Source organism: Aquimarina rubra, assembly GCF_042684305.1.
Taxonomy (GTDB): Bacteria; Bacteroidota; Bacteroidia; order Flavobacteriales; family Flavobacteriaceae; genus Aquimarina; species Aquimarina rubra.
In genome coordinates this window covers 159,957-179,679 of the sequence record NZ_JBHULE010000008.1, presented here as the reverse complement: position 1 = coordinate 179,679, position 19,723 = coordinate 159,957, and the positions used below count along the sequence as shown (strand labels likewise).

Genomic DNA, 19,723 nt, shown 5'->3' with positions numbered 1-19,723 from the left:
AAAGATGATTCATAACTGTGTGATTTAAGGTTTAACTGAAGTAAATATACGAAGTTATTAACATATAATCAACATTATCAGCGAGTTAATGTTAATAATTATATATAAAACTTATTTTAATCGATAAAAAACACAAAAATTGTTCATAAAATTGTTTATAAGTGTTATTTTCCTACAAAAATTGTTAATAACCTAGATCAAACTGTTAAAAACATCGGCATTATGAACAAAAAGCTGTGAATATTGATGGTTATCAACAAAATTGAGGGAAAAATCCCATTAAAATACAGTTATATTATTGATAACCATTAAATTATAACCAATATTTAAAACACCCTCTAAATAACTTTGATCCGTATTACTATAATTCTTTTATTTGTACTGTACTTTTATCGAGTGTAAAAGATCATAAAGCTGATAAAAAAAGAAATTGCAGATAGGAAGGGATTATAATAATTTTTATAAAACTCTTACTGAGCATAGATTCCAGCCTTTAGTTTATCCTGAGCCAAGTCGAAGGACCGGAATGACAGACTAATACAAAAAACATTCGCATATTTCTCTTTTAACTGTACCTTTGCCGGATGTCAAGTACTATAAAAAATCAACAGCATATATTACAAAAACTAGGAATCTCAACCCTAAATCCTATGCAGGAAGAGGCAAAACTAGCGATTTCATCTAGTGATAACGTAGTGTTGCTCTCTCCTACAGGAACAGGTAAAACTGTTGCTTTTTTGCTGCCCATCATTGAGACATTAGATTCAGATTGTGCAGAGATACAGACTTTGATCTTAGTACCGTCCAGAGAATTAGCCATACAGATAGAACAAGTCGCAAGAGATATGGGTACAGGCTATAAAGTCAATGCGGTCTATGGTGGACGATCCGGATCTCAGGATAAACTTGACTTAAGACATCGCCCTGCAATCCTTATTGGAACACCCGGTAGAGTTGCAGATCGTTTACGAAGAGACAGCTTTTCTGTAGATCATATCAATACCATCGTTCTAGATGAGTTTGACAAATCACTAGAAGTAGGTTTTGAAGCAGAAATGACGGAGATTATAGAAGCTTTACCCAATATACAGAAAAGAGTACTAACCTCAGCAACACAAGAAGTAGCCATTCCCGAATTCGTAGGATTACAAAACCCAGTACGAATCGATTATCTGGATGAAGGTTCTTCTCAACTAAAGATTAAAACCATTATTTCTGATACCAAAGACAAGTTACCAACACTGGTAAAAGCACTAAGTCATATCGGTAATCAACCAGGAATTATCTTTTGTAATTATAAAGAATCGATTCAGCGAGTGAGTGACTTTTTAAAGGAGCACAAGATCAGTCATGGCTGTTTTTATGGTGGTATGGAACAAAAAGACAGAGAACGTGCGTTGATCAAATTTCGTAATGGAACTCATCAAATTATCATCGCAACGGATCTGGCAGCCAGAGGAATTGATGTTCCTGAGATCAAATATATTATTCACTACCACCTACCGCTTAAAAGTCAAGAGTTTACCCATAGGAACGGAAGAACAGCGAGGATGAATACGGATGGAACTGCTTATATTCTACAATGGAAAAACGAGGTACTTCCGGAATTCATAACAGACATAGAGGAAGAAGTATTAGAAGATGCTCCTATTCCGAAGCCATCCGACTGGAAGACTTTATTTATTTCTGGAGGAAGACGCGATAAAATTTCCAAAGGTGATATTGCCGGATTATTCTTTAAACAAGGAAAATTGAGCAAGGATGAACTAGGAACTATCGAAATCAAACCTGATTGTGCCTTTGTAGCGGTAAAAGCTTCTAAAGCGAAGAAGGTAATAGAACAAGTTACCAATACAAGACTTAAGAAAAAGAAAGTACGGGTTTCGATGATATAAATTAACAATTTTTACTAGTACTTTTCAAATCAGATACATCCTATTTTAAAGAAGAAAATTACGTCAGTTTGAGTGTCCGCCCAAGCGGATTGTACTTCGACAGGCTCAGCAGAACTATCGAAAACAAATGATTTTCGTATAAAAGCCTAATTTCGATACCCTCCATAGGTGGGCAAGCTAATTTTCTTTATTTCATTACGAAAATCACTCAATTTGACGGCTTTTTTAAATTAAAGATTTAGAAAACAAAAAAGAGGAACTATTACTAAACAGTTCCTCTTTTTTTAATTATAATTTATATCATAATTAAGCGTCAACTCGGATTATTTTTGCTCCGATTGCTCTTAGACGTTCATCAATATTTTCATATCCACGATCAATCTGTTCTATATTATGAATAGTAGAGGTACCTTTTGCACTTAATGCTGCAATCAATAATGAGATTCCAGCTCTAATATCCGGAGACACCATTGTGGTAGCTTTTAGTGTAGACTTAAAATCATGACCAATAATGGTTGCTCTATGCGGATCACAAAGAATAATCTTCGCTCCCATGTCTATTAGCTTATCTACAAAGAACAAACGACTCTCGAACATCTTCTGATGTACCATCACTTCGCCTTTAGCTTGTGTTGCCACTACTAATATGATACTCAATAAGTCAGGTGTAAAACCTGGCCAAGGTGCATCAGAAATGGTCATGAACGATCCATCTATATAACTTTCGATCTGATATCCATCTTTATGTGCAGGAATATAAATATCATCACCTACACGTTCTAAAGTAATTCCTAGTTTTCTAAATGTATTTGGTATAATTCCTAGATTCTCCCAGCTTACATTCTTGATGGTAATTTCACTTTTGGTCATAGCGGCCAATCCGATCCATGAACCAATTTCGATCATATCTGGTAACACACGGTGTTCACATCCTCCTAAAGACTCGACTCCTTCGATACTCAATAGATTAGAACCTACTCCTTCTATTTTACCACCCATAGAGTTAATCATCTTACATAACTGTTGCAAGTATGGTTCACAAGCGGCATTATAGATGGTGGTTTTTCCTTTTGCTAACGCTGCTGCCATCACAATATTAGCAGTACCAGTAACAGAAGCTTCATCTAATAACATATGAGTCCCGGTCAATCCTTCTGACGCTTCTACTCCGTAAAACCGTTCTTCCTTATTATATCTAAACTCTGCTCCCAGATTAATAAACCCCTCGAAGTGTGTATCTAATCTACGACGTCCTATTTTATCTCCTCCAGGACGTGGAATATATCCTTTACCAAATCTTCCAAGTAAAGGTCCAACGATCATAATAGATCCTCTAAGACCACTACCCTCTTGTTTAAACTGCTCACTTTCCAGATAATCTAAATTCAGCTCATCACTTTTGAAGGTATACTTACCTTTACCCAGTTTCTGAATTTTGACACCAAGATTCCTAAGAATTTCAATAAGTTTATTGACATCCCTTATATCAGGAATATTAGAAATCGTCACTTTTTCCGGGGTTAATAAAACAGCACAAAGAATTTGTAAGGCTTCATTTTTAGCTCCCTGAGGCGTGATTTCACCTTTGAGCTGATGCCCTCCTTCTATCTGAAAAGTACTCATAAAAGTTGAATGGTTATTTAGGTTTGGTATGGGTTAATAACGTTTTTTACCGCGGTTACTGCCGCCTCCTCTGTAATTCTTTTTTCCTGAACCACCTGAACGATAGCTTTTTTTCTTACCTCTCATTAAATCTGTAGAGGTACTTAAATCTTCAGTGCTATTTCTTAGATCGATTTTACCATTACTTAATTCAAAAAGATGGTTAAATATAGCCTGATCATCTACTGTATCCTTGTTCCAGTTCAGGTAACATTTTTTCATATGATTAGCGATAGTATATATCAAAGCTGTTTTTAAATCACCTTCTTCCCAGCTGTTTGCTACATCAATCATTCTCTTTATATTATTACCATAGTAACGATATTTCGGGAAATTCTGAGGATATTCTAATGGTTCGGGTCTTTCTTCTAGTTTTTCTTTGGTAAGTATAGGATAAGGTGCTTCTACATCCAGTTTAAAGTCACTAATGATAAACAATTGATCCCACAATTTATGTTGAAAATCAGGCACATCTCTTAGATGAGGTTGCAAATTTCCCATCACAGCAATAATTGCTTTTGCTACTTTATTTCTCTCTTCTTTGTCTTCAATTTCAACCGCTTGATCAATCATCTTTTGTAAATGACGACCATACTCAGGTATGATGAGCTTTTCACGCTCTGTATTATATTCTAAATTATTAATCTCCATGTGATTGTTAACGTCCATAAAATGTATAGTAGTATGAGCTTTTCTAAAAAGGAATGGTAAGTTATAAAATAGACTTGCTTCTGTGTAGACTTTTCAGTTGCTCATTAATTGGTTTGCAAAATACTAAAATAAAATCAGTATGCTTATTGAAGTGCATAAAAATATTTGGTTATAGAGAAATAACTCCTTCCACCTGCACTGCTACTTCTTTATACTTGATAATAACGTGATCCGGATTTTTCATTCGTACATTAACAGATACGCTGGTATATTTACCGTTTTTAGATTGCTTGGTAGTAATCACAGCGCCAAGATTATCAAATATACCTTCTATTTGACTCACCTTATCAGAATCGGTAGGAACAATAAATTTATATAGATACGCTGTTGGCCACAATGCAGTGTCTGCCAATTGGGCCTTTAGTTTTTTATAAAATTCTTCAGATTTAGAAGCATCACTCATGTATCACAAAATTTTTGACAAAGATACATCTTCTCATTTACAAATCAGAATGCTTTGCTCTCTCTTTTACCCGTTTGCACAATGCTTTATATTGTTCGATTGTATCAATATCATCTGTTTTGTCTTTTCCGTCTACGGTGATTATTTGATCTTTATAATTCTTGATCACATGACGTGCTCCGTAATCTTCATTAAGACCCGATAGCTCTTCAAAATATTGACCTGGAAATATTGCAGGAACTCCAATTCTTTCTTTCATTGCTGTAGCAATAATTGCATCTTGATTTTGATTAAATTTTGAAATCAAACTTGTAAGGTGAGCCTCATCAATCAATGGTTGATCTACCAATGTAATCAGTACTGCTTCAAAGTTTTCTTTACTCTTAAGAGTTTGTTGTATTCCAAAACTAATAGAGGATCCCATTCCTAATTTCCAGTTCCTGTTATGAAGGATTTCAACAGGAAAATGTGCTATCTCTTTTTTAATCACTTCAAAATTAGCTCCCAAAATAACATAAGTCATCACTTGTTTCAGTTGTATTGACTTTTCAACCTCATTCGCAATTAATGAAGTATTTTCCCAGGGCAACAACTGTTTTGGACTTCCCATTCGACTAGAAGATCCTGCGGCCAATATGATATGTGCAATTTTCTTAGCGATTGTTTACAATGCTATCGATAGTTTCCTTTTGCCCATTGCCATGAATCCCACCTACTTTATCTTGTAATGGAATTGGTTGCTGTTCACGAATCACTGAAAGAATTTCTGCAATGATGGAAATAGCAATCTCCTGAGGAGTCTCTGCACCTAGATTAAGTCCTGCAGGGCCATGAATACACTCCATAAATTCATCAGTAACATCAGGAAAATATTCTATAAAGGCAGAAAGCAACTTTTCTCTTCTTCTGGAAGGTCCCAATAAACCAATATAGATCGGTTGGGTATCTTTTATAGCTTGTAAATACAATAGATCTTTAGCAAAATTATGAGTCATTAAGATAATCGCAGTTTGCTTATCCACCTTATCAATCACCAAATTTTCTGGAGATTGATTTAACACCTTATTAGCTCCAGAAAAATCAGACAACGTTTTTGGACTTTTTGGTGTATTCACCACTTCTACTTCCCAACCAGTTGCATTAGCAATAACACTTAATTGTTTAGCATCGTGTTCTGATCCGATAATTACTAATCTAAAACAAGGTTGCATCTCACGGTCAAAACATGCCAAACTAATATCTTGTTTAACTATATCAATATCAAAATGATCAGAGAACTTGAATTCATGAGTATCTCCAAACGAAACTTTAGATCCCATAGATCTATTCGATTCTTCATCTTTTGTGTAATAAGATTTAATTTCAAAAGGTGTTCTTGAAGCTAAATATTGTTGTATTGTATTAATAGTATTATTACTTACAGAGAAACGCTCAATCAAGATATATAATATTCCTTCACAGCCAAGTCGATATCTTCCATTATACGTCATGATCTTAGCTTTGTTGGTAGCAAAAACAGATTGTGCTTGTCTTAGCACTTCTTTTTCTACACAACCACCACTAACAGCCCCAGTCATTTGACCATTTTCTAAAATCAACATTCCCACGCCGGGTCTCCGGTATGACGAGCCGTCAATATCAACTACTGTTGCAATGACGGCTCGTATTCCCTTCTGATTCGCTTCTTGATACGATGCTATTATTTCTTTAAACTCATGTGTCATATACTACCCCAAGACTGCTTTGTTATCCATATTTTTAACAAAAGGTTGTTTGGTCAATCTTATTCCCTTCGCTGCTTTAATCGCATTAGCTACAGCAGCACCTGCAGGAGGTAATGTGGGTTCGCCTAATCCTGTTGGAGCAATATCGCTCTCGATGAAATGAGTTTCTACAATAGGAGTTTCATTCATTCGTATCAAACGATAGGAATCAAAATTAGTATCCTGAGGTTCACCATTTTTAAAAGAAAAATCACCGTACATAGCGTGACCAATTCCATCTATAACACCACCTTCTATTTGATTCTTTGCCCCTAAAGGATTTACCACAATTCCACAATCAACGACACAAGTGACTTTTTTAACTACCGGCTGATCATTGACCAACACCACATCTGCCACTTCTGCAACATGCGTATTATGACAATAATATGAACTAAACCCTTGGAAGACCCCATCAGGTTTTTTACCCCATTCTGATTTCTCAACTGCTGTTTTAATCACTTGCTCTAATCGCTCTGGTGAATATTGAATCCTTTCATCAGTATTTCCTTTTACGTTCTGTAATAAATCCAATCTCAGCTTTATGTTATCCACTTCCATTAACTCCGCCAGATCATCAAAAAAGCTTTGTTCGGCAAAAGCCAGAAAGTTTGTGTAGGGAGCCCTCCAAGCACCTATCGTGATATTACTATCATATTTGGCCACATCTACCTGGTAATTCTCTACGGCACCAGCTGGAAAGAAATTAGGAATCAATCCATACATATTAGAATTCACCGCTGCTTCTTTAAGATGATATCCTGTTAACTTACCATCTTTGATTGCAGCACTAATTTTATATTTTATAGCGGGCCTGTATATTCCAGCAGACATATCATCTTCTCTAGAGTATACAACCTTCACCGGTTTCTTGGATATATTAGAAATCTCAGCCGCCTCAAGAGCAAAATCACCGTATAATCGTCTTCCGAAACCACCTCCCATTCTTGTCATATCTACAGAAACTTCTTCTGGTTTTCTATTTAATAACTCTGCAACTCTTCTGGCTGTTCCCGCTGGTGTTTGGATAGGACCTACTAACCTAACTTTCTCATCTGTCACGTGTGCAAAGAAATTCATGGGTTCCATACAATTATGAGGAAGAAAGGGAGATTCATATACTCTTTCTAATATCTTGTCAGCAGTTGCGAATGCTTTTTTCACATTTCCATCCGCTCGCATTGTATTAAATTCTTTACCATTTAATAGATCCGTTAATATTTTATCATAATCCTTCGTGTTTTCAAGTTTAGAATCATTCATCCATTTTGCTTTTACGGACTTTTTACCTTTCATTGCCGACCAAGTATCTTTGGCAAGCACGGCAATCTTATCACCAAACTTAAATACGTCAATGACACCACTAACAGCTTTTGCTTCTGTGGCATCAAAATCCTGCAATTTCTTCCCAAAAGCCGGAGGTCTTAGTACAGACACATAGGCCATACCATCTTCTTTGTAATCCATACCATACAAAGGCTTTCCGGTAATGATTTTATCAACATCTACATTAGGAATATCCTGACCAATAATTTTAAAATCTTTTGGGTCTTTGAGGATTACATTCTCAGGCACTTTTAAAGAAGCTGCCTCTTTAACTACTTCACCATATCCTAGTTTATCACCATTACTATTTGTGATCACTCCATTTTCTGTACTACAGGTTGCAGGATCCACGCCCCATTTTGCTGCAGCCGCATTTACTAACATCTGTCTTGCTGTAGCTCCGGTTTGCCTTAATGGTTCCCAACCATGTCTAAGTGATTGACTTCCACCGGCAACTTGTCTTGTATAGTTTTTGGTATCTAAAGCTCCCTGAACTACATGAACATTTTTCCAGGCAACATCTAATTCCTCGGCAATCAGCATAGGCATTGAGGTTTTAACACCTTGTCCAATTTCAGGATTTGGAGAAAAAATAGTGACCATTCCGTTGTCTGCTATCTTAATAAAAGCATTAAAATCATTAAAATTTAGATCAGAAATATCTACAATATCTGTGGGAGGAGCAACTTCTGGTTTACACGCCTGAAACAGGTTAAAACCAATCAAGATTCCTCCACCTGCTAATGCCGATGTTCTTATAAATGACCTTCTACTTACCGAAGGAGTCGTTATATGTTTCATTATCGTGGGATTTAAATTGGTTAACTTAGTTTACTTGCAGCTTGTTGTACCGCCTTTTCGATTCTATTATAAGAAGCACATCTACAAATATTGCCACTCATTGCATCTCTAATCTCTTCTCTATTAGGATTAGGATTTTGCTCCAGAAAAGCAGCTGCAGTCATAATCTGACCGGACTGGCAGTATCCACATTGCGGAACATCAATCTCTTTCCAGGCTTGTTGTACCGGATGAGAAACATCTTTAGATAAACCTTCTATTGTTTTGATATCCATTTCTGTAGCTACAGAAACTTTTAACAAACAACTTCTTGTTGCAACTCCATCTGCGTGAATAGTGCAAGCTCCGCATTGTCCAATACCACAACCGAACTTGGTTCCCACCAGATCAAAATGATCACGTAGCACCCATAATAGAGGTGTATCTTCATCAGTTTCTACAGAAAGTGACTGACCATTTACTTTTAGATTATAAACAGGCATGAGTTTAAATTTTAGGATTTGTATTTAATTAGTCTAAATAGTAGGTAAATTACTATTATGTCTTTGAAGTTACTAAAAATACAGCTGGACAAATTCAACTTTAACAGAGCTTTATGGTATACGTATCCAAAGTATTTTCAAAATCACTTTATAATTCCGAAATTTGTCGCAAAAATTATTTCTTTGGCACAGCACAAAATAGTTATTACAGGAGGTCCTTCTACCGGAAAAACATCGATTATTAAAACACTTGAAGAAGATGGTTTCTTTTGTTTTCCTGAGTTTATTAGAAGTATAACTCAAGAAGTAAAAAATAATGACGCTATAGATATTGTTTCTAATCCTATAGCTTCTGTTTCTGATCCTTATAATTTCAACATACAATTAATGAATGGTAGGATTAATCAATACAAAGATTCCATTGCTGACGACAAGGAAATTGCTTTTTACGATAGAGGAATTCCAGACGTACTGGCGTACATGGATCTTTTTAAACAACCTTATGACACTCCATTTATAGAGGCTTGCAGGGACTATGTTTACGATAAGGTTTTCCTATTACCTCCTTGGAAAGAAATTTATATATCTGATGCTGAACGTTATGAAAGTTTTGAAGAAGCACAACAAATTCATCATCATTTATTAGAGACATACACAAAATTTGGATACAATTGTATAGAAGTTCCTTTTGGAAATGTAAAAGAACGTAGTACCTTTATATTACAACACGTAATATAGTATAGTATTGATGACTACCCCTATCCAGTTATTAAAGGAGAATTGGAATTATGATACTTTCAGACCGTTACAGGAAGAAATTATCAATGCCGTTATTGAAAACAATGACACTTTTGCTTTACTTCCTACTGGTGGCGGAAAATCTATATGTTTCCAGATACCTGCGTTGCTTAGACCGGGAATCTGTGTGGTAATATCACCTCTTATTGCGTTAATGCAAGATCAGGTACAACATCTTCAGCAAAAAGGTATTAAAGCTATTGCGCTTACCAGCGGAATTAAATATTCAGAATTAGACACCTTACTGGATAATTGCATTTATGGTAATTATAAGTTTCTTTATTTATCTCCAGAACGACTTCAGCAGGATTTAGTAAAAGAGCGACTTAAAAGAATGAACATTAACCTTATTGCGATTGATGAGGCGCATTGTATTTCGCAATGGGGAAATGATTTCAGACCTTCTTATAAAAAAATTAAGATTTTAAGGGAGCTTAAACCGGCTGTGCCTATGATTGCCCTTACCGCTTCTGCGACTCCTGAAGTTGTAGAGGATATTATTAAGGAACTGGATTTATTTCAACCAAAGATATTTAAACAATCGTTCTTTAGAAGTAATCTGGGGTATATGGTGTATCATATTTTGGATAAGAATGATAAACTTATCAGAATTCTGGAACGCTATCAAGGGAGCTCTATCATTTATGTTAGAAATCGAAAATCAGCCATAGAGATCAGTGAGTTTTTGAACGCAAGCGGATATGCGGCCACATATTATCACGGCGGTGTCGATGCAAAAGAAAAAACAAAACGCTTTCAGCAATGGCTAACAGAGGAAATTAGAGTTATGGTTGCTACCAATGCTTTTGGGATGGGTATCGATAAAGCCAATGTAAAAACCATTATTCATTATACTATTCCAGAGAGCATAGAAAGTTATTTTCAGGAAGCTGGTAGAGCCGGACGTAATGGAGAGACTTCTTATGCCTTTCTTCTAAAAAATGAAAATGATATTCTTCGAGTGGAAAATCAATTCATTAAAGTACTTCCTGATGTGGATTTCGTAAAGCTGATATATCGTAAACTGTGTAATTACTTTAGGATATCTTATGGAGAAGGAGAACAAACGACACATGGATTTAATTTTAATATATTTTGCAAAACATATAACCTTAACACCTTGATAACCTATAATGCCTTGCAGTTTTTAGATCGTTGTAGTATTATTAATTTCACCCAACGTTTCACTAAAAAAAGTACGGTTCATATCACCTCTACAGGCAATCAGCTTCTAAAATATCTAGAACAACATTCGCATTTAGAATTGATAACCAAAGCAATATTACGAACCTATGGAGGGGTCTTTGATGAAGAAGTAAACATTAACCTATCCCTTATCGCTTCTAAAGTGAATACCACAGAAGCAAACGTAATTGAGGTTTTAAAAAAACTACAAGATGCAGAATTACTTCAGTTTCATCATAAATTAACCGACGCGGATATTATTTTTTTAGTACCCAGAGAAGATGATCATACCATTAATAAAGTAAAACCTTTTCTAAAAGAATTAAGTACTTCTAAAATCAATAAAGTAAATGCTATGATTAGTTTTGTACAAAATGAATCAATATGTAGAAGTAGACAGTTATTGACTTATTTTGGAGAAAAGGAATCCAAGGATTGTGGCATCTGTAGTGTATGTGTTTCAAAAAAACCAACGATTGTTGGTCCGAAAGAAATTAAAAATAATATCATCGCTCTTTTACAAAAACAAGGTTTATCCTCTAGGGATATTCTATCTCAATTAACTTGTCCCGAAGAAACAGCACTGGAGGTTTTAAGGGAGTTAAACGAACACAATATCATAAAAATCGATCCATATAACAACTATCAACTAGTATAACATATAATGAGAGACTTACGAATCCTATTTATGGGAACTCCTGATTTTGCAGTAGAAACCCTAAAAACTATTATAGAAAACAATTATAACGTGGTAGGTGTTATTACCGCTCCAGACAGACCGGCAGGTAGAGGTAGAAAACTTAGAGCTTCTGCGGTGAAAGAATATGCTTTGTCAAAAAACCTACATATCCTACAACCCACCAATTTAAAGGATGAAGGTTTTATAGAGGAGTTAAAAAAATTACAAGCCAACCTAAACATTGTTGTTGCCTTTAGAATGCTACCCAAAGTAGTGTGGGATATGCCAGCATACGGAACATTTAATTTACATGCATCTTTACTTCCGGATTACAGAGGTGCTGCTCCTATTAATTGGGCTATTATTAATGGAGAACAAAAAACAGGTATCACCACTTTTTTTATAGATGAAAAAATTGACACAGGTCATATTATTCTTCAGAAAGAAATGGAAATAGAAAAAAGTGACACAGCAGGTATTCTTCATGATAAGTTAATGACAGCTGGCGCTTCTTTAGTAATAGATACTATCAAAGCTATAGAAAACGAAACTGTCACCACAAAAGAGCAACCTAAAGAAGGAGAGCTTAAAACCGCTTATAAACTACATCGCGAAAACACCAAAATAGACTGGAGTAAGGACTTACAAACCATTTACAACCTTATTAGAGGTTTAAGTCCATATCCTACAGCCTGGTGTACTCTGTATAATAAAGGAGAAGAAGTGTCTGTAAAGGTATATGGAGCAGGTATGGAAAAGCAAGAACATAATTTTGATGTAGGTAAGGTTATTGTCGAAGATTCTATAATTAAGGTAGCGGTCACTAACGGATATATTATTCTGAATAAAATTCAACTGCCGGGGAAAAAAGCGATGGAAGCTAAAGCACTCTTAAACGGGTACACCTTTTATAAAGATGCAAAAATGGGCTGAGCCCTTGCTATCACTAGAGTAAGAAAATTCATAGAAATCGCACCTGTTTATTAACAATCGCCTTGAGTTATCAACAAAACCCCGTATTTACTGGGCTAATCCTTGCATGAATCATAAATCCGTATAAATTTGTAGAGCGTTTAACAAAAATTTGGTTTAACCAACAATTAATTTAAAAACAGAATTATGAACAAAACAGAATTAATCGATGCAATGGCAGCTGACGCTGGAATTACAAAAGCAGCAGCAAAGAAAGCTTTAGAATCTTTCTTAGGAAATGTTGAAGGTTCTCTTAAAAAAGGTGACCGTGTTTCTTTAGTAGGATTTGGTTCTTGGTCAGTTTCTAAAAGAGCTGCAAGAGAAGGTAGAAACCCACAAACAGGTAAAACTATCAAGATCGCTGCTAAAAACGTTGTTAAGTTCAAAGCTGGTGCAGATTTATCTAGTTCAGTTAACTAATTTAATTAGTTTTTGATATCATAGAAAGCTCCCTTCTAAGGGAGCTTTTTTTATGGATTCTCCGTAAAAATGAGGTAACCGCTTTGATTATTAGAAATAATTATTTAGTTTTAGTATAAACTACGCCATCCATGATATCACTTCAACCCGCGAAAGGACATCTTCTAATTGCAGAGCCATCCATCATTGGAGATGTTTCCTTTAATCGTTCGGTTGTACTTCTTGCAGATCATAGCGACCAAGGTTCAATTGGTTTTATTATGAACAAACCATTGGATTATGTCCTATCAGATCTAGTTCCTGAAGTGGAAGCAGAATTTAAAATCTACAATGGCGGACCTGTAGAACAGGATAATCTATACTTTATTCATAAAATCCCTGATTTAATACCAAATAGTGTTGAAATTTCATCTGGAATTTATTGGGGTGGAGATTTTTCGGTAGTATCAAAATTAATTGCTGAAAATAAAATTACTCCTAAAGAAATTCGATTTTTTCTAGGGTATTCTGGATGGGATGCAGAACAATTGCTACAAGAATTAGAAGCGAATTCTTGGGTAATTGTAAAAAACACTTACGAAAAAAATATCATAGGCAAGTCTTATGATACTTTTTGGAAAGAGAAAATGATTGAATTAGGTGGAGAATATTTATTATGGTCTAATGCTCCAGAAGATCCTACCTATAATTAATCCCCTATTCTAATTCTTGCATTTAATATTCCTAACAATCTGCGTGTTACTTCAGAGACATATTCTTTTTTTCTAAATTTAGTAACCGGTTGTAATCCGGTTATTACATTCGTTATAAATAATTCATCTGCTTTTTGTAATTCAAATGGAGAAATCGAAGCTTCTTCCAGTTCATACTCGGGTAATTTTTCAATAATTCTTAGTAATTGAGTCCGCAAAACACCTTTTAAACAACCGTCAGAAACAGGAGGAGTTTTTATTTTGTTTCCTTTTACCAAAAATAGATTACCATTCAGTGCTTCGATCACCATTTTATTAGTATTGAGCAACAAACAATTTTCGAAACAATTTTCTTTTGCAAAAACACTTCCCAAAACGTTTATCAACTTATTATTAGATTTCAGTGTAGAAAGTAAGTCAGGAGCGACATAATGATCTTTAAATAAAGTTACCTCATATGGTTCTTCAGAAAGCGTAAAGAAATTAGACGTTAATGGTCTAACAGAAATGCAATAATCAATTGTATTCACTAATGGAGTATATAAACCTCCTTCTTTTCGATTAACAATTATTTTAACCCTCACAGAAGAATTACTCAAACTATTTTCTTCTATCAGATTCAGAATCTCTTGTTGCAAAAACTCTGGTGTAAAATTCATTGGAATTTCCATACGCAGAATTCTCATAGAAGCCATCAGTCTAAAGTAATGATCTTCCCAAAAAAGAATGGTTCCAGCGTTTACTCGTATCGTTTCAAACAATGCATCACCGTATGCATATCCTCTATTAGCAATAGATAATGTCGCTTCATTATCTGCTATTAAATTTCCGTTAATATTAATCATAAAAAAGCCCCTTATTACCAATAACTATTGGGCGGGGCAAATATACATTATAAAAATAAAGGAATCAGGTAGAACCTAAAACATGTTTTAGATTGCTAATCATATTATCCCATAACATTTTATTTTCTTCAATCTCATCATCATCAGAGAAATCAGTAACCATTAGAGAAACATCTTTGGTAATCTCATCCACTTGTATTCGCAATTCGAAAAAATAATCATCGCCTTCTTCTTCATCAGCCATCCATCTGAATTTAATTCTTTCTCCACTTTTTTTACTTAAAAGCTTCGCCTCTTCTTCACTATCATCCCAAATGAAAGTAAACATTTCTCCTCGTGAATTTACATTATCAGAAAACCATTCAGAAAGTCCTGAAGGTGTAGAAATATACTGATATAGCAGCTGTGGGGAGGATTGTATTACAAATTCGAGTTCGTATTTTATTTTTTCAGACATATTGCAAATTGTTAGTAAGCCAATATATAGATTAATTATTGACTTTAAAAGTATTTGAAAAGAGTATTTGAAAAAAATTAATTCTACTTTATTGTTTGCTACAATACTTTTTGTTTTTATATTTGCACCCGAATTAAAAGGATGTAGCATCTATTTGGCGAGGTAGCTCAGCTGGTTAGAGCGTTGGATTCATAACCCAGAGGTCGGGGGATCGTGCCCCCCTCTCGCTACAGTTAATTCGCAAAAGCCCTTATTTTTAAGGGCTTTTTTTGATTTATGAAAGAGTTTGTAGTCTACATATTATATTCTGAAAAGTATGACAAAAGTTATACAGGATACACTTCTGATTTAATAAGTCGTTTTAAATCTCATAATCAATTAGCAACAAAAGGATTTACAGTACGGTATAGACCTTGGAAAGTTGTCTACATAGAGTTTCTTGAAACCAAAAAAGAAGCCATTATTAGAGAAAAATTCTTAAAATCAGGTAAAGGTAGAGAATGGATCAAAGATAAATTGATGAAATAAAGAAAGGATTCATATCCGCCTGAGGCGGACGGGGGTGCCCCCCTCTCGCTACAGTTAATTCGCAAAAGCCCTTATTTTTAAGGGCTTTTTTTGATTTATGAAAGAGTTTGTAGTCTACATATTATATTCTGAAAAGTATGACAAAAGTTATACAGGATACACTTCTGATTTAATAAGTCGTTTTAAATCTCATAACAAATTAGCCAAAAAAGGGTTTACCATTCGATATAGACCTTGGAAAGTTGCCTACCTGGAGTTTCTTGAAACCAAAAAAGAAGCCATTATTAGAGAAAAATTCTTAAAATCAGGTAAAGGTAGAGAATGGGTCAAAGATAAATTGATGAAATAAAGAAAGGATTCATATCCACCTGAGGCGGACGGGGGTGCCCCCCCTCTCGCTACAGTTAATTCGTAAAAGCCCTTATTTTTAAAGGCTTTTTTTGATTTTATAAAAAAGCCAAACAAAAAACCATCCCGAATGCCTACGGGATGGTTTTAAAAATATTATACTTTCTCTATGATTACATTTGTCTGCTCAAAGCGTCTATTTGCTTTGTTTTTTCTTGCATGTACTTACTCATTTTTTCCATTTCATCGGCAGGTAGCGTTGAAATCAATTTTCTATATTGATTCGTTAAATCACTACTAGATTTGCTTAGTTTTAAAAAAGCATCCATATCACCTTTAGATTCAACAGCTTTTTTATAATTAGCAACATACGCTTCGTAATCTCTAACATATTTTCTGGCAGCTGTACTCTTAAAAGAAGGAGCACCAGCGGGAACTTCTATAACAGTAGCTTTCTTTTTCTTTTTTGTAGTTTTCTTTTTCTTCTTTACTACAGGTTTTTTTTCCTCAACCACCTCCACAACGTCTGTTGAGTCTACAACCTCTTCTATTACTTCTACTTGATCTGTTTTAGGATCTTTTTTGCAAGATGCTACAGATACCAAAAAGAGGCACAATAGCGAGCTCAAAACGATATTTTTCATAATTTTAATTTTAGGGTAGTTAACTAGTGTTTATTTTCAGTTTGGTTTAATATGTCTTATTTATTGCAAAATTAATTTTAATTCTTCTAAATTTATAGTTTCCTGAGTTCCGGTTTCCATGTTTTTAACCGTAAAATTGTCATTTTCAATCTCTGATGCTCCTGCTAGAATAACAAAAGGGATGGCTCTTTTATTGGCATACTTCATCTGCTTATTCATTTTAGCACTATCAGGATATAACTCCGTGATGGTACCATTATTTCTAAGCGCCCGGATAGCTTTCATACAATAAAGTGCTTCATCTTTTCCAAAGTTAATAAATAATCCTTTTGTAGAAGGAGCAACCGTTTCTGGAAACAATCCTAATTCTTCAAGTACGAGATATATTCTGTCCAACCCAAAAGAAATACCTACACCACTTACATCCTTTAATCCGAAAATCCCCGTAAGATCATCATATCTTCCACCACCACCAATAGAGCCCATCTTTACGCCCTCTGGTGCAGATACTTCAAAAATAGCACCTGTATAATAATTTAAACCTCGAGCCAATGTAACATCTAAATCAAGAGTAGCCTTATCCAAAGGCATTTCGGCAATGGTATTTATAATAAACTCCAGTTCCTCTACTCCTTTCATTCCTTCTTCAGAAGAAACTAATAATTCTTTTAATTTCTCGATTTTTTGAGAAGTGGATCCTGTAAAATTAAAGAGTGGTTTTACTTTATCAATGGCAGCTTCTGAAATTCCCTTAGCGAGCATTTCTTTTTTAACTCCATCTTCTCCTATTTTGTCCAGTTTATCTAAAGCAACAGTAAAATCAATCAATTTATCGCTAGCTCCAATAACTTCTGCAATACCTGATAGAATCTTACGATTATTCATTTTAATTGTAACTCCCGCTAGCCCTAATTTGCTAAATACTTTATCATACAACTGAATAAAATCTACCTCTTGCCATAAGGATTTGCTTCCTACTACATCAGCATCACATTGATAAAATTCTCTAAACCTACCTTTTTGTGGGCGATCCGCACGCCAAACCGGTTGTATTTGATATCGCTTAAACGGAAAGTCTATTTCATTTTGATGTTGCACCACATAACGAGCAAAAGGAACTGTTAAATCATAACGAAGTGCTTTTTCACTAATCTTAGAAGTTATCTTAGTACTTTCTTTAGATGTATATAAAACATCATCTACTTTGCTCAGATAATCTCCACTATTCAGTATCTTAAAAATCAATCGATCTCCTTCTTCTCCATACTTTCCCATTAGGGTATCGCTATTCTCAAAACTTGGAGTTTCTATAGGATGAAAACCAAACAACTGAAACTGTTCTTTGATTGTATTCATTATATAACTTCTCTTAGCTACCTCTATTGGAGAAAAGTCACGTGTTCCCTTTGGTATGGATGGTTTTTGTGCCATGTATGCGCTGTTCTATGTTTTTAATAGTATAAGATATGTTATTACCTAATCACTACCAATAATTATCAATTCTTAAAAGGGTGTAAATATCTTAAAAAGCTTTAAAATTTTACAGGAAATGCATAAAGAGTTTTACTTATATCTATAAAATTCACTTTTTTGAGTAACTTTAAGCTCGTTTTGTAGTCTTATACTGCAAACGATACTAATTCACCTATTATGTTTTCACTTTTTCGAGAGAATATCCGTATTGCTTTAGATTCTATAAAAGGTCAGCTTTTACGAACCATTCTTACTGTTTTGATTATAGCTATTGGTATTACCGCATTGGTGGGAATCCTAACATTTTTAGGGGCTCTGGAAAATACTATAACCGGAGATTTTGCTTCGATGGGGTCCAACACCTTTAATATTCAACGGTATGAATTCACTACCAGACGTGGCGGTAGTGGTGAAAGAGAAAAAATAAACCCCATAATTAGCTATCGTAATGTAAGGCAGTTTAAGGAAAAGTTTCAATATCCATTTTCAAAAACCTCTGTGTCTTTTACTGGAACTAGAAATGCTGAAGTCAAATATGAAAATGAAAAAACAGATCCTGAAGCTTCGGTTGTTGGTGTTAATGAAAATTATCTGGAAAATACAGGAACAGAAGTAGAGTTTGGAAGAAGTTTTACTTTTTTTGATATTGAAAATAACAACAATGTTTGTTTAATCGGTTCTGATTTTAAGAAGAATATTTTTAAAGATACGGATCCTATCAACAAAACTATTAGTATACGAGGTGTAAAATTTAAAGTCATTGGCGTTCTAGAAAGTAAAGGAGCTACTTTTAGAGACAATCAGGATCTTAAGGTATTGATTCCGTTACAAGTTGCACGTTCTATATACACCTTACCTAATATCAACTATAATATTAGTGTAAAAGTGGATGACAAACAGTTTTTAGAAGGCGCTCAAGACGAGGCAATTATAACTTTCAGAAAGATAAGAGGATTAAATCCTGTAGAAGAAAATAACTTTGGTTTAGAACGAAGCGAAGATCTTATTAACCGTATTTCGAGTATTACTGGATATCTGTATTGGGCTGCATGGATTATTAGCATCATCACCATTTTTGGATCCTCGATTGCTTTAATGAATATTATGCTGGTTTCTGTTACAGAACGAACCAGAGAAATTGGTGTTCGCAAGGCACTAGGAGCCAAAAAGAATACTATATCTAGTCAATTCTTTATGGAAACTGTAATTATAGGACAAATTGGAGGTGTAGTTGGTATTATACTTGGGATAACCATTGGAGCGATTATAGTAGCTGTTTCTGGTTTTGAATTTAGCATTCCGTGGTTAGCAATTTTTGCAGCGGTAGTTACTTCTTTCCTTACTGCAGTAGTTTCTGGTTCATATCCCGCGGTAAAAGCTGCTAGACAAGATCCTATTGAGTCACTGAGGTACGAGTAGTCAGTAGTCAGTAGTCAGTAGTCAGTAGTCAGTAGTCAGTAGTCAGTAGTCAGTAGTCAGTAGTCAGTAGTCAGTAGTCAGTAGTCAGTAGTCAGTAGTCAGTAGTCAGTAGTCAAATTAAAAACGCTATGCATATTCCACTAACAACAGCTATGAAAAATTAAAAAAATAGTATACCCACTAGGTGTAAAGCAATTACTTACTAAAAAATAAAAAGCAC

Annotated in this window: 20 protein-coding genes and 1 tRNA gene; 10 read left to right on the top strand and 11 right to left on the bottom strand. The window is 34.7% G+C overall.

Annotated elements, in window-relative coordinates:
- Positions 1-584 precede the first annotated feature (584 nt).
- Complete coding sequence (locus ACFSR1_RS05000) at positions 585-1,895, top strand: DEAD/DEAH box helicase (protein ID WP_378290234.1); 1,311 nt, start codon at positions 585-587, stop codon at positions 1,893-1,895.
- Between the two features lie 306 nt (positions 1,896-2,201).
- On the opposite strand, the gene murA is transcribed toward ACFSR1_RS05000, so the two are convergent.
- The 7 genes from murA to ACFSR1_RS04965 form a co-directional block, all read right to left on the bottom strand.
- Positions 2,202-3,518: a UDP-N-acetylglucosamine 1-carboxyvinyltransferase gene (murA, locus tag ACFSR1_RS04995; protein WP_378290232.1), complete on the bottom strand. Its 1,317-nt coding sequence runs from the start codon at positions 3,516-3,518 to the stop codon at positions 2,202-2,204.
- A 33-nt stretch (positions 3,519-3,551) separates the two neighbouring features.
- Complete coding sequence (locus tag ACFSR1_RS04990) at positions 3,552-4,208, bottom strand: DUF4290 domain-containing protein (RefSeq protein WP_378290230.1); 657 nt, start codon at positions 4,206-4,208, stop codon at positions 3,552-3,554.
- Between the two features lie 169 nt (positions 4,209-4,377).
- Complete coding sequence (locus tag ACFSR1_RS04985) at positions 4,378-4,671, bottom strand: DUF493 family protein (protein WP_378290228.1); 294 nt, start codon at positions 4,669-4,671, stop codon at positions 4,378-4,380.
- 37 nt (positions 4,672-4,708) lie between these two features.
- Positions 4,709-5,305 (bottom strand): nucleotidyltransferase family protein, encoded by a 597-nt coding sequence (locus ACFSR1_RS04980; RefSeq protein WP_378290226.1) that lies wholly within the window; start codon positions 5,303-5,305, stop codon positions 4,709-4,711.
- A gap of 19 nt (positions 5,306-5,324) precedes the next feature.
- Positions 5,325-6,395: an XdhC family protein gene (locus ACFSR1_RS04975; protein ID WP_378290224.1), complete on the bottom strand. Its 1,071-nt coding sequence runs from the start codon at positions 6,393-6,395 to the stop codon at positions 5,325-5,327.
- Between the two features lie 3 nt (positions 6,396-6,398).
- Entirely contained in the window at positions 6,399-8,561 is a 2,163-nt protein-coding gene (locus ACFSR1_RS04970; RefSeq protein WP_378290222.1) for a xanthine dehydrogenase family protein molybdopterin-binding subunit, read from the bottom strand.
- A gap of 20 nt (positions 8,562-8,581) precedes the next feature.
- Positions 8,582-9,043 carry a (2Fe-2S)-binding protein gene (locus ACFSR1_RS04965; protein ID WP_378290220.1) on the bottom strand — a complete coding sequence of 154 codons (462 nt, stop codon included), beginning with the start codon at positions 9,041-9,043 and terminating at the stop codon, positions 8,582-8,584.
- Between the two features lie 57 nt (positions 9,044-9,100).
- Between ACFSR1_RS04965 and ACFSR1_RS04960 the strand changes: the two genes are divergently transcribed.
- From ACFSR1_RS04960 to ACFSR1_RS04940, 5 genes are all read left to right on the top strand, one after another.
- On the top strand, positions 9,101-9,781 hold the full coding sequence (locus tag ACFSR1_RS04960) for an AAA family ATPase (protein ID WP_378290218.1): 681 nt from the start codon (positions 9,101-9,103) through the stop codon (positions 9,779-9,781).
- A gap of 10 nt (positions 9,782-9,791) precedes the next feature.
- Positions 9,792-11,684, top strand: coding sequence for a RecQ family ATP-dependent DNA helicase (locus ACFSR1_RS04955; protein ID WP_378290216.1), 1,893 nt, complete (start codon positions 9,792-9,794; stop codon positions 11,682-11,684).
- A gap of 6 nt (positions 11,685-11,690) precedes the next feature.
- Entirely contained in the window at positions 11,691-12,638 is a 948-nt protein-coding gene (fmt, locus tag ACFSR1_RS04950; RefSeq protein ID WP_378290214.1) for a methionyl-tRNA formyltransferase, read from the top strand.
- Positions 12,639-12,824: 186 nt separating this feature from the next.
- Positions 12,825-13,097 (top strand): HU family DNA-binding protein, encoded by a 273-nt coding sequence (locus ACFSR1_RS04945; protein WP_027391128.1) that lies wholly within the window; start codon positions 12,825-12,827, stop codon positions 13,095-13,097.
- 131 nt (positions 13,098-13,228) lie between these two features.
- Positions 13,229-13,789: a YqgE/AlgH family protein gene (locus tag ACFSR1_RS04940; protein ID WP_378290212.1), complete on the top strand. Its 561-nt coding sequence runs from the start codon at positions 13,229-13,231 to the stop codon at positions 13,787-13,789.
- On the opposite strand, the gene ACFSR1_RS04935 is transcribed toward ACFSR1_RS04940, so the two are convergent.
- Positions 13,786-14,634 carry an aminotransferase class IV gene (locus ACFSR1_RS04935; protein WP_378290210.1) on the bottom strand — a complete coding sequence of 283 codons (849 nt, stop codon included), beginning with the start codon at positions 14,632-14,634 and terminating at the stop codon, positions 13,786-13,788. The two genes, ACFSR1_RS04940 and ACFSR1_RS04935, sit on opposite strands and share 4 nt — an antisense overlap.
- A 64-nt stretch (positions 14,635-14,698) precedes the next feature.
- Positions 14,699-15,091, bottom strand: a complete 393-nt coding sequence (locus ACFSR1_RS04930) for an START-like domain-containing protein (protein WP_298539152.1) — start codon at positions 15,089-15,091, stop codon at positions 14,699-14,701.
- A gap of 156 nt (positions 15,092-15,247) precedes the next feature.
- Between ACFSR1_RS04930 and ACFSR1_RS04925 the strand changes: the two genes are divergently transcribed.
- From ACFSR1_RS04925 to ACFSR1_RS04915, 3 genes are all read left to right on the top strand, one after another.
- Positions 15,248-15,321 (top strand) — tRNA-Met (locus tag ACFSR1_RS04925).
- Positions 15,322-15,367: 46 nt separating this feature from the next.
- Positions 15,368-15,619, top strand: coding sequence for a GIY-YIG nuclease family protein (locus ACFSR1_RS04920; RefSeq protein WP_378290208.1), 252 nt, complete (start codon positions 15,368-15,370; stop codon positions 15,617-15,619).
- Between the two features lie 97 nt (positions 15,620-15,716).
- The gene (locus ACFSR1_RS04915) at positions 15,717-15,968 is read left to right on the top strand and encodes a GIY-YIG nuclease family protein (protein WP_378290206.1); all 252 of its coding nucleotides are present in this window, start codon (positions 15,717-15,719) and stop codon (positions 15,966-15,968) included.
- A 172-nt stretch (positions 15,969-16,140) separates the two neighbouring features.
- Here the strand turns inward: ACFSR1_RS04915 and ACFSR1_RS04910 are convergent, their stop codons facing one another.
- Positions 16,141-16,611, bottom strand: coding sequence for a hypothetical protein (locus ACFSR1_RS04910; protein WP_378290204.1), 471 nt, complete (start codon positions 16,609-16,611; stop codon positions 16,141-16,143).
- 60 nt (positions 16,612-16,671) lie between these two features.
- Complete coding sequence (gene hisS, locus ACFSR1_RS04905; protein ID WP_378290202.1) at positions 16,672-18,042, bottom strand: histidine--tRNA ligase; 1,371 nt, start codon at positions 18,040-18,042, stop codon at positions 16,672-16,674.
- A gap of 219 nt (positions 18,043-18,261) precedes the next feature.
- On the opposite strand from hisS, the gene ACFSR1_RS04900 reads away from it, so the two are divergent.
- Positions 18,262-19,503: an ABC transporter permease gene (locus ACFSR1_RS04900; protein WP_378290200.1), complete on the top strand. Its 1,242-nt coding sequence runs from the start codon at positions 18,262-18,264 to the stop codon at positions 19,501-19,503.
- Positions 19,504-19,723: the final 220 nt, after the last annotated feature.